Origin of the sequence: Amycolatopsis sp. WAC 01375 (assembly GCF_003947325.1) — a bacterium.
Lineage (GTDB): Bacteria > Actinomycetota > Actinomycetes > Mycobacteriales > Pseudonocardiaceae > Amycolatopsis.
In genome coordinates this window covers 1-12,368 of record NZ_QHHW01000046.1, presented here as the reverse complement: position 1 = coordinate 12,368, position 12,368 = coordinate 1, and the positions used below count along the sequence as shown (strand labels likewise).

Annotated in this window: 15 protein-coding genes and 2 pseudogenes; 8 read left to right on the top strand and 9 right to left on the bottom strand. The window is 67.9% G+C overall.

The window, feature by feature from the left end; genetic code table 11:
* Positions 1 to 57: 57 nt before the first annotated feature.
* A complete protein-coding gene (locus DL991_RS31385; protein WP_125787980.1) occupies positions 58 to 1,350 on the top strand; it encodes a GrpB family protein in 1,293 nt (430 codons plus the stop codon).
* A gap of 135 nt (positions 1,351 to 1,485) precedes the next feature.
* On the opposite strand, the gene DL991_RS31380 is transcribed toward DL991_RS31385, so the two are convergent.
* Together DL991_RS31380 and DL991_RS31375 are read right to left on the bottom strand one after the other, a co-directional pair.
* Positions 1,486 to 2,166: a TetR/AcrR family transcriptional regulator gene (locus DL991_RS31380; protein ID WP_125787979.1), complete on the bottom strand. Its 681-nt coding sequence runs from the start codon at positions 2,164 to 2,166 to the stop codon at positions 1,486 to 1,488.
* Positions 2,167 to 2,183: 17 nt separating this feature from the next.
* Positions 2,184 to 2,603 (bottom strand): hypothetical protein, encoded by a 420-nt coding sequence (locus tag DL991_RS31375; protein WP_125787978.1) that lies wholly within the window; start codon positions 2,601 to 2,603, stop codon positions 2,184 to 2,186.
* A 152-nt stretch (positions 2,604 to 2,755) separates the two neighbouring features.
* On the opposite strand from DL991_RS31375, the gene DL991_RS31370 reads away from it, so the two are divergent.
* Positions 2,756 to 3,955 carry an endonuclease/exonuclease/phosphatase family protein gene (locus DL991_RS31370; RefSeq protein ID WP_125787977.1) on the top strand — a complete coding sequence of 400 codons (1,200 nt, stop codon included), beginning with the start codon at positions 2,756 to 2,758 and terminating at the stop codon, positions 3,953 to 3,955.
* Between the two features lie 3 nt (positions 3,956 to 3,958).
* On the opposite strand, the gene DL991_RS31365 is transcribed toward DL991_RS31370, so the two are convergent.
* Positions 3,959 to 4,588, bottom strand: coding sequence for a maleylpyruvate isomerase family mycothiol-dependent enzyme (locus tag DL991_RS31365; protein ID WP_125787976.1), 630 nt, complete (start codon positions 4,586 to 4,588; stop codon positions 3,959 to 3,961).
* Positions 4,589 to 4,680: 92 nt separating this feature from the next.
* Here DL991_RS31365 and DL991_RS31360 point away from each other — a divergent pair, with 92 nt between their 5' ends.
* Positions 4,681 to 5,622, top strand: a complete 942-nt coding sequence (locus tag DL991_RS31360; RefSeq protein WP_125787975.1) for a D-2-hydroxyacid dehydrogenase family protein — start codon at positions 4,681 to 4,683, stop codon at positions 5,620 to 5,622.
* Positions 5,623 to 5,827: 205 nt separating this feature from the next.
* Here DL991_RS31360 and DL991_RS31355 read toward each other — a convergent pair whose 3' ends face one another.
* The 4 genes from DL991_RS31355 to DL991_RS31340 all read right to left on the bottom strand — a co-directional run bounded on the left by DL991_RS31355 (position 5,828) and on the right by DL991_RS31340 (position 9,059).
* Positions 5,828 to 6,646, bottom strand: coding sequence for a serine hydrolase (locus DL991_RS31355; protein ID WP_125787974.1), 819 nt, complete (start codon positions 6,644 to 6,646; stop codon positions 5,828 to 5,830).
* A gap of 61 nt (positions 6,647 to 6,707) precedes the next feature.
* A complete protein-coding gene (locus DL991_RS31350; RefSeq protein WP_125787973.1) occupies positions 6,708 to 6,974 on the bottom strand; it encodes an HPr family phosphocarrier protein in 267 nt (88 codons plus the stop codon).
* A gap of 40 nt (positions 6,975 to 7,014) precedes the next feature.
* Positions 7,015 to 8,274 (bottom strand): PTS transporter subunit EIIC, encoded by a 1,260-nt coding sequence (locus DL991_RS31345; protein ID WP_125787972.1) that lies wholly within the window; start codon positions 8,272 to 8,274, stop codon positions 7,015 to 7,017.
* Positions 8,271 to 9,059, bottom strand: a complete 789-nt coding sequence (locus tag DL991_RS31340; protein ID WP_034318372.1) for a GntR family transcriptional regulator — start codon at positions 9,057 to 9,059, stop codon at positions 8,271 to 8,273. The genes DL991_RS31345 and DL991_RS31340 overlap by 4 nt, the downstream gene beginning before the upstream one ends.
* A 224-nt stretch (positions 9,060 to 9,283) precedes the next feature.
* Here DL991_RS31340 and DL991_RS31335 point away from each other — a divergent pair.
* Positions 9,284 to 9,529, top strand: a pseudogene (locus DL991_RS31335) (glucose PTS transporter subunit EIIB); the annotation flags it as partial.
* Positions 9,526 to 9,981, top strand: coding sequence for a PTS glucose transporter subunit IIA (locus DL991_RS31330; RefSeq protein ID WP_016333082.1), 456 nt, complete (start codon positions 9,526 to 9,528; stop codon positions 9,979 to 9,981). The pseudogene DL991_RS31335 and the gene DL991_RS31330, both read left to right, overlap by 4 nt.
* A 65-nt stretch (positions 9,982 to 10,046) precedes the next feature.
* On the opposite strand, the gene DL991_RS31325 is transcribed toward DL991_RS31330, so the two are convergent.
* Positions 10,047 to 10,487, bottom strand: a complete 441-nt coding sequence (locus DL991_RS31325; protein ID WP_125787970.1) for a ubiquinol-cytochrome c reductase iron-sulfur subunit — start codon at positions 10,485 to 10,487, stop codon at positions 10,047 to 10,049.
* Between the two features lie 131 nt (positions 10,488 to 10,618).
* Here DL991_RS31325 and DL991_RS31320 point away from each other — a divergent pair, with 131 nt between their 5' ends.
* Genes DL991_RS31320 through DL991_RS31310 form a run of 3 tightly spaced genes read left to right on the top strand, consistent with a single transcriptional unit; the run spans position 10,619 to position 12,122 of the window.
* Positions 10,619 to 10,987: a hypothetical protein gene (locus tag DL991_RS31320; protein ID WP_125787969.1), complete on the top strand. Its 369-nt coding sequence runs from the start codon at positions 10,619 to 10,621 to the stop codon at positions 10,985 to 10,987.
* Positions 10,984 to 11,496, top strand: a complete 513-nt coding sequence (locus DL991_RS31315) for a sigma-70 family RNA polymerase sigma factor (protein WP_016333085.1) — start codon at positions 10,984 to 10,986, stop codon at positions 11,494 to 11,496. The genes DL991_RS31320 and DL991_RS31315 overlap by 4 nt, the downstream gene beginning before the upstream one ends.
* On the top strand, positions 11,493 to 12,122 hold the full coding sequence (locus DL991_RS31310) for an anti-sigma factor (protein ID WP_125787968.1): 630 nt from the start codon (positions 11,493 to 11,495) through the stop codon (positions 12,120 to 12,122). Before DL991_RS31315 ends, DL991_RS31310 begins: the two co-directional genes overlap by 4 nt.
* A gap of 120 nt (positions 12,123 to 12,242) precedes the next feature.
* Here the strand turns inward: DL991_RS31310 and DL991_RS31305 are convergent.
* Positions 12,243 to 12,368, bottom strand: a pseudogene (locus DL991_RS31305) (IS481 family transposase); the annotation flags it as partial.

Sequence of the window (12,368 nt, the reverse complement as noted above, 5' to 3'; positions counted from 1 at the left end):
AAGTTCGCCGAGGTTCGATAATCTGGCCGACTGCCTTGAGAGAGGAACAAGGGGTCGATGCCTAAACCCGATCGAGACGATTACACCGAAGAAGACATCAACAACGCCTGGGTCGAGCAGGCTCCGGTACTGAATTCCACCGTCACGCTGGCCGAATACGACCCGGGGTGGCCCGCCTTGTTCGACCGGGAAGCCCAGCGCATCAGGGGGATCCTGGGGGAACGCGCGCTGGTACTGGAGCACGTCGGCTCCACGTCGGTGCCGGGACTCTGCGCGAAACCGATCATCGACATCATGCTGATCGTCGCCGATTCGGACGACGAGGACGCCTACGTGCCGCAGTTGGAAGCGGCGGGCTACAAGCTCGTCATCCGCGAGCCCGAGTGGGAGAAGCACCGCAGTTTCAAAGGTCCGGACACCAACATCAACCTGCACGTCTACTCGCCGGACAACGGCCAGACCGAGCGGTACCGGCTCTTCCGCGAGCGCCTGATCGCACACGAGGACGAGCGGAAGCTCTACGAGGTCAAGAAACGCGAACTGGCGTCGCGCACCTGGAAGTACATCCAGCACTACGCCGACGCCAAGACCGAGGTGATCGACGAGATCATCGAGCGGGCGCGCGCCGCCCGGCTCGAGGCACCTTCTTCCGCCGAGAGCACGAGGACTCAGTACGACGGGTTCGCCCGGCTCTACGCTGCGCACGCCGAAACCAGCAGCACCAACGCCCATTACGACCGTCCCGCCATCGTCGAGCTGGCCGGGGACGTGGCGGGCAAACGGGTGCTGGACGTCGGCAGCGCGGCGGGACACCTCAGCGCGCTGCTCGCCGCGAAGGGCGCGGACGTCCTCGGCGTCGACGCCAGCGCCGGCATGGTCGCCGTCGCCAGGGAGAAGTTCGGGGACGTCGCGAAGTTCGAGACGGCCGACGTCTCGCGGCCGATGTCCTTTCTGGACGACGGCTCGATCGACGTCATCACGGCGTCCTTGGTGCTGCACTACCTGAAGGAGTGGGCACCGGCGCTGGCGGAGTTCCGGCGGGTGCTCAAACCGGGTGGGCTCCTGGTGTTCTCTGTGCACCATCCCGGCGAGGACTGGCGCTGGTTCGAGAAGCAGAACTACTTTCAGCTCGAACTGCTGGAGGACGAGTTCCCGGCCGGCCAGAAGGTCCGGTTCTACCGGAGGCCGCTGAGCTGGACTTTCGGTGCCGTGCGGGACGCCGGGTTCGCGGTCGACCGGCTGGTCGAGCCGATGCCGGACGAGGCGATCGCCGAATCGGACCCGCGGTGGTATGCGAAGCTGCGGACCCAGCCGCGGTTCCTCTACTTCCGGACCGTCCGGGAGTCCTGACCCGCCCGCAATTAGTCACCTACTTGCGGCCAGTGGGCTTCCCAGAAGTCTGTGAAGGACTCCTTGAGGGACCCAGGGTCCCTCAAGGAGTCCTTCACGGAATCGTGCCGGCCGGCGAACCCCGCAAGTAGGTGACTAGTCGCGTGGGGGAGCGGGATCGTCCCGCTTCGAAAGGTCCCGGATCAGCGAAACGATCTCGCGGCTGACCGGCCGCAGCACCCGCAGCCGCGAAAGCCCCACCAGCCGTGCGATCAACGGGACCGTCCGTTCCACCAGCACCCGGCTGCGTTTCTGGCCGGGGGAGCGGTCGTGGACCCAGAACAGCACCACACCCATCTGGTACAGCCATAGCAGGTCCGGCAGGTCGTCGCGCAGGTCCGGGTCGAGTTTCACGTCGGAGTCGGCGATGACGTCGCGCATCAGGCCGATCGAGGCGTCCCGCGCGGGTGAAGACTCCTCACTGAACGGGCTCAGCGGCGAGTCCGGGTCGGCCGCGTTGACGAAGAACTGGGTGCCGAAGCGGTGGTACGGCTCGGCGACGTCGAGCCAGGTGAGCAGGACGGTCTTGAGTCGCGCGCTGAAGTCCCGCTCACCTTCGATCGCCTCCCGCGCCGTCGTCAGGTGCACCCTGGCGATCTCGTCGTAGAAGCCTTGGATCAGCTGGTCTTTCGAGGCGAAGTAGTAGTAGGCGTTCCCGACCGACACACCCGCTTCGGCGGCGATGGCCCGCATGGTCGTGCGGTCGTAGCCGTTCTCGGCGAACAACCGTAACGCGGTCGCCACGATCAGTGACCTGGTTTCCTCACTCTTCGCCACGACTGCACGTTATCCGGTCAGGGCGCGGGGTGCGGAGCGGGCGCCGGGTAGCCGGGGTAGGGCGGCGGCGGCACGGGCCGTGCGGCCGTGTGGTTGAGGTGCTTGCGCCGGATGCCGTTGAACACCAGCACGTTCCCGACGTGCATCACGCCGAGCACGAGCGCCACGGTGCCGACCTTGACCGACAGCATCTCGAAGACGTCGCGCGCGTCGAGGACGGTGTCGTCGCTGGTCAGGAACAGGGTCACGAAACCGAGGCTGACCAGGTAGAACCCGACGACGAGCAGTTGGTTGACCGAGTGGGCCAGCGCTTGTTTGTCCTGGAAGACGTCTTCCAGGAACGTCTTGCCGTGCCTGCTCAGCGTGCGGGCGACCAGGACGGTCAGCGGGACGGTGATGGCCAGGTAGAGGGCGTAGGCCACGACTACGGGTTGCATGGGGACCTCCTTTTGAACGTGTTCAAGAAGTACCGTAGCCCAGATTTTGAACGCGTTCAAGAGGCGCTGTTCACCTGAAGCTCACCCGTGCGGCCGCGTCGAGTGCGTAAGGTCGCACCGACTGTCGCCCTCAAAACGGGGAGTTCAAGACCGTGAAACGCATCGCCGCCGTGCTCACCTCGGGCGCCTTGCTGGCCGGGACGCTGCTGGCCGCCACACCGGCGGAAGCCACCGCCGGGCACAACGTCCGCTTCGCGACGTACAACGCTTCGCTCAATCGTGGCGCCGCCGGTCAGCTGGTGACCGACCTGTCGCAGCCGGGCAACGCCCAGGCGGGCGAGGTCGCCGAGGTGATCCAGCGCAACCGGCCCGACGTGCTGCTGATCAACGAGTTCGACTACGTGCCCGGTAACCGCGCCGCCGATCTGTTCCGCGAGAACTACCTCGAGCGCGGTCAGAACGGGGCCGCGCCGATCGACTACCCGTACGCCTTCACCGCGCCGTCGAACACCGGCGTCTCGACCGGCTTCGACCTCGACCGCAACGGCCAGGTCGGCGGCGGCAACGACGCGCACGGCTTCGGCCTCTTCGAGGGCCAGTACGGCATGCTCGTGTTGTCCAAGTACCCGATCGACATCCAGAGCGTGCGGACCTTCCAGAAGTTCCTCTGGAAGGACATGCCGGGTGCGCTGCTCCCGGACGATCCGGCCACCCCGGCGCCGGGCGATTGGTACTCGCCGCAGGCGCTCGACGTGCTGCGCCTGTCGTCGAAGTCCCACTGGGACGTTCCGGTCCGCGTCGGCCGCTCGACCGTCCACTTCCTGACCGCGCACCCGACGCCGCCCACCTTCGACGGCCCCGAAGACCGCAACGGCACCCGCAACAACGACGAGATCCGCTTCTGGGCGGACTACGTGACCCCGGGCAAGGGCCGCTACATCCACGACGACAACGGTCGCCGCGGCGGGCTCGCCGCGCACGAGAAGTTCGTGATCGCCGGTGATCACAACTCCGACCCGCTCGACGGCGACAGCGTCCCAGGCGCGATCTTGCGCCTGCTGAACGCGCCGCGCGTCATCGAGACCCGGCCGGGCAGCGAAGGCGGCGTGCGCGCCGCCCAAGATCAAGCAGGCGCCAATATCGGTCAGAAGGGCGACCCCTTCTTCGACACCGGCGACTTCAACGACAACGCGCCGGGGAACCTGCGGATCGACTACGTCCTGCCGTCGAAGGGCCTGATCCCCTGGCGTGCCGAGGTCTTCTGGCCGCTGCCCGACTCGCCCCTGGCCCGGCTCAACGACGCTTCGGACCACCACCTGGTCCGGGTCGACGTGTTCGTCCCTCGCTGGTGACGTTCAGCCGGCGCCGAGCCGGTCGGTGCCCGGGCCGGTGAGCGTGGTGAGGCCGGTGCTTCGGCCGCTCACGGCCAGGAGCAGGTCGACGAGCGGGCCCCGGACCTCTTCGGTGCCCGCTCCGCCGGACCATTCGGCGTCGGTGGCGATTAGGTTGAGGTCCTTGCAGCGCTTCTTGGCACCCCAGAACGGGCTGACCAGCAGGTGCTCCAGGGCCGCGATCGCCGGCTTCTCCGGCATGGGCCGGTCGATGCCGAGCGGGCGGGCGACGTCCTGGCCGTGGATGAGGACGTCGGCGAGTTCGTCGACTGGTTTGGCGCCGGGCGGGCGGCGCGCCGATCCGGCGTCCTCGCGGATCTGGGCGACGAGTTCGGCCGGGGTGAACCGCGTGGCATAGGCGACGGCCTGGTCGACGTTCATCCGGTCCCAGTTCCCCTTGGCCTTCACGAGGCCGACCAGGGTGTCCTTGAACCGGTTCCTGGTGGTCTGCGCGAGATGGCCCGCCATCGCGTGAACCGTCCACTCCGTACACAGCGTTTTCGCCGACCAGTCCTGCTCGGCGAGGCCCTCCAGCAGATCCGCGAAGCTCAGCCGTTCGGTCTCGGTCCAGGCTAAGACTTCGCCGTCGTCCATCCCGCTCCTCTGCTCGGAGATACACCTCGCCGCCATGGAACCACAGGCCTCGCCGTTCGGGTTCTTCGAAAGAGCTGAACTAGCCTGAGGGTATGAAGATCGCGATTCTCGACGACTACCAGGAAGTGGCGCTCGGCTTCGGCGACTGGGGCTCCCTCGGCGCCGAGATCGAGGTGTTCACGAAGCCGTTCGCGGACCCCGCCGAGGTGGTGGGCCGCCTCCGGGACTTCGACGTCGTGGTCGCGATGCGCGAGCGCACCCGCTTCCCCGCCGAGGTCCTCGACCGGCTGCCCGCGCTCAAGCTGCTGGTGAGCACCGGCCACCGCAACGCCGCGATCGACGTGGCCGCCGCCCGGCGCAACGGCGTGGTCGTCTCCTCCACCGGGTACATCGCGGCTCCGGCGGCCGAGCACACCTGGGCGCTGATCCTCGCCGCCGCCCGGAACGTGCCGGCGGAGTCCGCGAACATGCGCGAGGGCGGCTGGCAGACCACCGTCGGCACGATCCTGTCCGGCAAGACCCTCGGGCTGCTCGGGCTCGGCAGGCTCGGCGCCGGGGCGGCCAAGATCGGCCAGGCGTTCGGCATGGAGACCATCGCCTGGAGCCAGAACCTGACCAAGGAGAAGGCCGATCTCCACGGCGTGACGGCGGTGTCGAAGGAAGAACTGTTCGCCCGTGCGGACGTCCTGTCGGTCCATCTGGTGCTCAGCGACCGCAGCCGCGGGCTGGTCGGCGCGTCCGAGCTCGCCGCGATGAAGCCGACGGCGATGCTGGTCAACACCTCGCGCGGCCCGATCGTGGACGAGGTCGCGCTGGTGGACGCGTTGCGCCGCAAGGAGATCGCGGTCGCCGCGCTGGATGTCTACGACGTCGAGCCGTTGCCGGTGGAGCATCCGCTGCGGACGCTGGACAACGTCGTGCTCACCCCTCACATCGGCTACGTCACCCGGGAGGCCTACGAGATCTTCTACCGCGACGCGGTCGAGGACATCGCGGCCTTCCAGGCGGGTTCGCCGATTCGCGTCATGGAGTGAGGTCGCGGGCGTGAGTGTTTCGGGTCGTCGGAACGAACCCTCCCTTGGATACCCCGCGCGTGGCCGTGAGGTACATGATGGCCCCCTTGCTTGCGCCTGGCGCAAGCAAGGGGGCCTTCATGTACTGGGGAAGGTGTGAAGAGCCGGCCGCTACCCGGCTCACCCCCGGCAGGTATCTAAAGCACCCTTGCCAGAACGACCCAAATCACTCACGACCCAGCTCGGCCAGCACAGCGTCGGTGTAGGGCGGCCACACCTCGGCCGCCCACGGGCCGAAGGCGCGGTCGGTGAGCGCGACGCAGGCGGCGCCGGCGTCGGGATCGACCCAGAGGAACGTGCCGGACTGCCCGAAGTGGCCGAAGGTCCGCGGCGAGCTCGACGACCCGGTCCAATGTGGACTCTTGTGGTCGCGGATCTCGAAGCCGAGGCCCCAGTCGTTCGGCTTCTGGTGGCCGAAGCCGGGCAGGACACCGGAAAGCCCCGGGAAGACCACGGAAGTCGCCTCGCGCACCGTTTCGGCGGCGATGAGCTTCGGTGCCTGCAGTTCGGCGGCGAACGCGATCAGATCGTCCACAGTGGACTCGGCGCCCGAAGCGGGGGAGCCGCTCAGCTTGGTCGCCTTCATGCCCAGCGGCTGGAAAAGCGCCTCCGCCTGATAGTCGGCGAAGGGGATGCCCGAGTGCTCGGTGAGCGCGTCGGCGAGCTGTTCGAACCCGGCGTTGGAGTACAGGCGCCGGTTGCCCGGCGCGGCCATCTGCTTGTGCTCGTTGAAGGCCAGCCCCGAGGTGTGCGCGAGCAGATGCCGGATCGTGGAGCCCTCCGGTCCGGCGGGGGTGTCGAGTTCGACGACGCCCTCTTCGATGGCGATCAGCGCGGCATAGGCGGTGAGCGGCTTGGTCACCGACGCCAGCTTGTACACCTTCGTCGTATCGCCGTGCGTGCCCAGCACGTCACCGGCGGCGGTCACCACGGCCGTGGCGGCGTTGTCCACCGGCCACTGTTCGATCTCGCGCACGCTGTCCATGCCCAACACCCTACGAAGCCCGGGCCGGTCGGGGCGGCCCGGGCTTCGCAGAGGATCGGGATCAGGCGTCGAGGTCGGTCGCCACCAGCTCGGCGATGGCGTCGACGGCCGCCTCGGCCCCCTCACCCTCGGCACTGATGATGACCTCGTCGCCGAAACCGGCGGCGAGCGTCATCAGGTTCAGCACGCTGCCGGCCGCGACCGGGTCGCCACCCGCCTTGGCGATGGACACCGCGACGGGCTGCGCCGCGGCCGCCTTGGCGACCGTCGCCGCGGGCCTGGCGTGCAGGCCCACCTTGCTGGCCACGGTGACGCGTTTCTCCGGCATGTTCTTTCCCTTTCGTGCCTTTGGTCCTACTGAGCTGAAACTACTTTGCGGGCTTCGCCGCGGTGGCCTCGAGGTCGGCCTCGATCGAGTCGTCCTCGCGGCCCGGGGTCCGCAGGTTCCACTTCTTGATCACGAAGCGGAAGATCACGTAGTAGATGACCGCGTAGGCGAGACCGATCGGGATGAGCAGCCAGACGTTGCTGCTCGCCGCCGGTGCCGTGCTGTTGAGCGCGAAGTCGATCGCCCCAGCGGAGAACGAGAACCCGAGGTGGATGTCGAGCGCGTTCACCAATGCCAGCGACGTACCGGTCAGGACCGCGTGGATCAGGTACAGCGGCCATGCGACGAACATGAACGAGAACTCGATCGGCTCGGTGACACCGGTCAGGAATGAGGTCAGCGCACCGGCGATCATCACACCGCCGACGATCTTCTTCTGGCTGGGCTTCGCGGTCTGCCAGATCGCCAGCGCCGCGGCGGGGATGGCGAACATGAAGATCGGGAAGAACCCGGTCATGAAGGCGCCCGCGTTGGGGTCCTGGACCTTGAAGAAGTTGGGGATGTCGCCACCGTCGAAGATGAACCACACCGGCACGTTCAGCAACTGGTGCAGACCGACCGGGATCAGAAGACGGTTGAGCACACCGTAGATCCCGCCACCGACCACGGGTGCCGCGGTGACCGCCTCACCTGCCGCCTGGATGGCATCGTTGACCCAGTGGAAGACCAGGCCCAGCGGCACCGCCAGGATCATCAGCACGACGGCGGTGATGATCGGTACGAACCGGCGGCCGCCGAAGAAGGCCAGGTACGGCGGCAGCTTCACACGATAGAACTTTTGCCACAGCAGCGCGGTGACCAGACCGACGATCACGCCGGCGAGCACGCTGTAGGGCCACTTGAGCGGGTTGAGCATCAAGCCTGCAGGCGCCTCGGGATCCCAACCGGGAAGCTCCTTGAAAGGGGCGAAGACCTGGAGGACGCTTGTGAACACGAAGAAGCCGACCACGGCGGCCAGCCCGGTCGCGCCGTCGCTCTTGCGAGCGAAGCCGACGGCGATACCCACCGCGAACAGCAGCGGCAACCAGTTGAACAGGGAACCGCCCGCCGCGCCGAGTACGGCCGCGACCTTGTCCCAACCGAGACCGTCCTTGCCGAGCAGGTCGTCCTGGCCGAGCCGCAGGAGCAGACCGGCGGCGGGCAGAGCGGCGATGGGGAGCATGAGGCTGCGGCCGAAGCGTTGAAGCCCGGCCAGTCCCTTGCCCTTGCCCTTCGCCCCCTCCGCGGTGGTGGAGCTCATCGGGTACCTCCGTAGTGAGGATGATGACCGGAATCCGGGGTGTTCCGGTCCAGCTGCATGGTGACCTGGTAATGATCGCCCCGGTACCAGGAAGTCATGTCTTCGATCGGTTCCCCGTTGACACTGGAGACCCGGCGGAAGACAAGAAGCGGACTGCCGGCGCGCATGCCGAGCAGGCGTGCCGTTTCGCGGTCCGCGGATTCGGCCCAGACCGTCTGCCACGCGTGGTCCGGGCGCAGGTCGTACGACTGGGCGAGTTGGACGTACAACGATCGGGTGAGATCGAGGTCGAGCAGACCGGGCATCCGGCCCGCGTGATACCAGCCGCGTTCGACCGCCAGTGGCACCCCGTCGGCACGGCGGAGCCGGACGATGCGGTGTGCCGGAGTTCCGGCGGCCAGGCCGAGCGCGTGCGCCGAGGGGGCGGGCGGGACCTCGGTGGAGGTCTTGACGACCTCCGTGGTCGGGGTCATCCCGCGACGGCGCATGTCCTCGGTGAAGGACATCAGGTAGAGCTGCAGTTCCATCCGCCTCGCGGCGGTGAACGTCCCCTTGCCGCGCACCCGCGACAAGAGCCCTTCTTCGACCAGCTTGCCGATCGCCGAGCGGACCGTGAGCCTCGACACCTGGTAGGTCTCGGCGAGGTCACGTTCCGAGGGGATCGGTGAGCCGGGGGGTAGCTCACGCTCCACCGTGCGGCGCAGAATCTCCCGCAGCTGGGCGTGCTTGGGCGTCGGTCCGTTGATCACACGGTCGGACGGCGGCAGCTGCGCCGAAGCGCTCATGACGGTCACCGTCCTTTCGGGCCGGTCGGTCGGGGAACCTGTACTCGCATCTGGTCCGGAAGATTGGTACGTTCCGGTCTAGACCAATGATCCGATGGGGCAGGATGCTCCGTCGCACGAGCGGGTGTCAACCACCGTTACGCGTTCGTGGCCAGGGATCACGTGCGAGTCGGCGAACGGCGTAGTACAGCTGGTTCGCATGTGGGAAACCGACAGGGAACAGGGAGACCGCGATGGCGGATGACAGGGCGGAAAAGATCCTCGCGGGGCTCGGCGGTGCCGAGAACATCATCGAGGTCGAGGGGTGCATCACCCGGCTCCGCTGTGAGCTCGAAGACATGAGTCTGCTCGACGAAGCGGCGCTGAAGGCCGCTGGTGCGATGGGCGTCGTGCGCATGGGGGCCGGTGTCCAGGTGATCGTGGGCCCCGAGGCCGACAACATCGCCAGCGACATCGAGGATCTGCTGTGAGTCTCGAAATCCTCAGCCCGGTGAGCGGTAAGACGACCGCCATGACCGAAGTGCCCGATCCGGTCTTCGCGCAGGCGATGGTCGGCCCCGGCATCGCGGTCCTGCCCTCGGGCGGACGCCAGGATGCGGTCGCCCCGGTGGACGGCACGGTCGTGACCCTGCACCCGCACGCGTTCGTGGTGGCCACCGAAGACGGCCGCGGCGTGCTGGTCCACCTGGGGATCGACACGGTGAAGCAGAAGGGCGAGGGGTTCACCCTCCACGTCGTCAAGGGTGAGGCCGTCCGCGCCGGGCAGCCGGTGGTCGGGTGGGACCCCGACGCGGTCAAGGCCGCGGGCTACTCGCCGATCGTGCCGGTGGTGGCGCTGGACGCGAAGGCCGAAGTCCTTTCCGGACTGCTCACCGGCGGCGACGTCGAGGCGGGCGACCCGATTTTCACCTGGGACAGCTGAAGCATCGGATCAAAGGGTCCCTTTAGGACGGAATTTCCGTCCTAAAGGGACCCTTTTCGTGTTCGTCAGGCCGTGACGACCTGGCCGTTCATGACCTTGACCGCGATCGAGGGCAGCGGCTGGTCCGCCGGTCCCTTTTTGACCGCGCCGGTCGCGGCGTCGAAGATCGAGTTGTGGCAGGGACATTTCAGGTCGGCGCCCTCGGGGACGACCGCGCAGCCCTGATGCGTGCAGATCGCGCTGAACGCGGCCGCCGTGCCTTCGGCGGTCCTGGTGACGATGACCTCCTTGCCGTCGGCGGTCTTGGCGGCCTTCGCCTTGCCGACCTCGATGTCGGAGAGCGCGGTCAGGGTCTCGCCCGGTGCCGCGGCGGGCGGTGCGGCGGCCGAACCGGACGGCGGGGTTTCGCTTCCGCAGGCCGTGAGGGCCACGGCACCGACGGCCGCGCCTGCGACGGCGGCCCCGGTGGTCAGGACGGTGCGGCGGGAGTGGAGTTCGGCAGTCATGCCCCTACACACGGTCCAAGCGGCCATCCGGTTCAATTTCGGCGCCCATCGGGTGCGGAATTGAACCGGGAGGCCCGATTTTCCGTGTTCACAGGCATAGGGAACCGAACACGCGGAAAAGGGATACGGACATGATCCGGTGGTTGTTGCGGGCGGTCGTGGCGGCGGGCCTGCTCGGCTCGGCATGGGTGCATTACGTCGTATGGCAGGACTGGGCGTCGGAAACGGACGTGGTCGGCCCGCTCTTCCTGGTGAACGTCGTGGCGGGCGTGGTCATCGCGGTCGCCGTCCTGGTGTGGCACCACTGGTTGCCGGCGCTCGCGGCGATCGGCTTCGGCCTGGCCACGCTGGGTGCGTACGTACTCTCCCTGACCACGGGGTTCTTCGGCGTCTCGGAGCGCTTCACCACCCAGGCCGAGCTCTGGGGCCTGATCACCGAAGTGGTGTGCGTGGTCTTCGCCCTCCCGCTGCTCCTCAACCGCGAGAGCACGGATCGGTGAAGGAATTCGCGGAGGACCGGCTCATGCGGGCTCTGCACGACGAGCACGCGGCGGCGCTCTGGTCCTACGCACTGCACCTCACCAGCGGCGACCGGGTCCGCGCGGAGGACGTCGTCCAGGAGACGTTGCTGCGGGCCTGGCGCAACGCCAAGGTGCTCGACCAGACGGAGGGATCGGCGCGCGGCTGGCTGTTCACCGTCGCGAGGCGGATCGCCATCGACGACTGGCGCGCTTCCGAGGCGCATCCGGAGGTGGTGACCGGTCAACCGCCCGAAACGGCGGTCACGGACGGCACCGAACGGGCCGTCCAGGGCTGGCTGGTCGCCGAAGCCCTCGGCGAGCTCTCGCCGAGACACCGGGACGTCCTCGTCCTGTGTTATTTCCAGGGCTACTCCGTCGCCGACGCTGCGAAGCGGCTGGGTGTGGCCGAAGGGACCATCAAGTCGCGGACGCATTACGCGCTGCGGGCGCTGCGGCTGATATTGGAGGAAAGAGGGGTGACTCAATGACCGACCCCTTCGCCACCTACGACGCGGCCTACGTGCTCGGGGCGTTGTCCCCGGAAGACCGGTTCGCCTACGAGAAGCATCTTCGCGTCTGTGACCGGTGCGCCGCGTCCGTACGCGACCTGGCCGGAATCCCCGGCCTGCTCGCCCAGGCGGGCGCCCCCGCGCTGCTGGAAGACGAACCGGCACCCTCGCCGGAACTGCTGCCGACCGTGCTCAAACGGGTCCGCCGGGGAAGGCGGATCCAACGGGCCGTCACCACCACCGCGGCCGGGCTGGCCGTCGCCGCCAGTGCCGCGCTCGTGGTCGTCCTGACCGGGCCGGTCGCGACGGCGGGGAACCCGATGACCCCGCTCGGCGACTACCCGGTGACCGCCGAGGTCGCCATGTCCGCCACGGACACCGGCACGAAGGTCGACATGACGTGCAGCTACGGCGGCAACCGCACCGGCGACTACATCCTGGTCGCCGTCGGCGCCGACGGCGGCACCAGCGAACTCGCGTCCTGGCGCGCGATGCCCAAGGACACCGCGCACATCGTGGTCGGCACCGCGATGCGCACCGGCGACATCAAGGCACTGGAGATCCGCACGCCCTCGGGTCTCCCGCTGCTGCGGATGAACCCCTGATCCCGGTGTCATGACAGGCCTTCGGTGCCGGAGGCGATGCGGATTGCGCTTCGCTCCGAAAACTTTCGGGACCTGTCGGCACCTCTGTCCCCAAGTACGTGAAGGCCCCCTTCATTGCGCCTAGGTGTAGTGACCTGGGAGGTTGGGGACGCGGCTGGTGGGTGGTTTGCCGGCGAGTGCGGTGTGGCCGCGGTGGTGATTGTAGGTGTGGAGCCAGTGTGGGTAGGCGTCTCGTCGTTCGCGTTC

What these genes read in the sequence shown, in the direction of transcription:
- DL991_RS31385 (WP_125787980.1), top strand. Translation starts at nt 58, where the DNA reads ATGCCTAAACCCGATCGAGACGATTACACCGAAGAAGACATCAACAAC.
- DL991_RS31375 (WP_125787978.1), bottom strand. Translation starts at nt 2,603, where the DNA reads ATGCAACCCGTAGTCGTGGCCTACGCCCTCTACCTGGCCATCACCGTC.
- DL991_RS31365 (WP_125787976.1), bottom strand. Translation starts at nt 4,588, where the DNA reads ATGGACGACGGCGAAGTCTTAGCCTGGACCGAGACCGAACGGCTGAGC.
- DL991_RS31360 (WP_125787975.1), top strand. Translation starts at nt 4,681, where the DNA reads ATGAAGATCGCGATTCTCGACGACTACCAGGAAGTGGCGCTCGGCTTC.
- DL991_RS31355 (WP_125787974.1), bottom strand. Translation starts at nt 6,646, where the DNA reads ATGGACAGCGTGCGCGAGATCGAACAGTGGCCGGTGGACAACGCCGCC.
- DL991_RS31350 (WP_125787973.1), bottom strand. Translation starts at nt 6,974, where the DNA reads ATGCCGGAGAAACGCGTCACCGTGGCCAGCAAGGTGGGCCTGCACGCC.
- DL991_RS31345 (WP_125787972.1), bottom strand. Translation starts at nt 8,274, where the DNA reads ATGAGCTCCACCACCGCGGAGGGGGCGAAGGGCAAGGGCAAGGGACTG.
- DL991_RS31340 (WP_034318372.1), bottom strand. Translation starts at nt 9,059, where the DNA reads ATGAGCGCTTCGGCGCAGCTGCCGCCGTCCGACCGTGTGATCAACGGA.
- DL991_RS31325 (WP_125787970.1), bottom strand. Translation starts at nt 10,487, where the DNA reads ATGACTGCCGAACTCCACTCCCGCCGCACCGTCCTGACCACCGGGGCC.
- DL991_RS31320 (WP_125787969.1), top strand. Translation starts at nt 10,619, where the DNA reads ATGATCCGGTGGTTGTTGCGGGCGGTCGTGGCGGCGGGCCTGCTCGGC.
- DL991_RS31310 (WP_125787968.1), top strand. Translation starts at nt 11,493, where the DNA reads ATGACCGACCCCTTCGCCACCTACGACGCGGCCTACGTGCTCGGGGCG.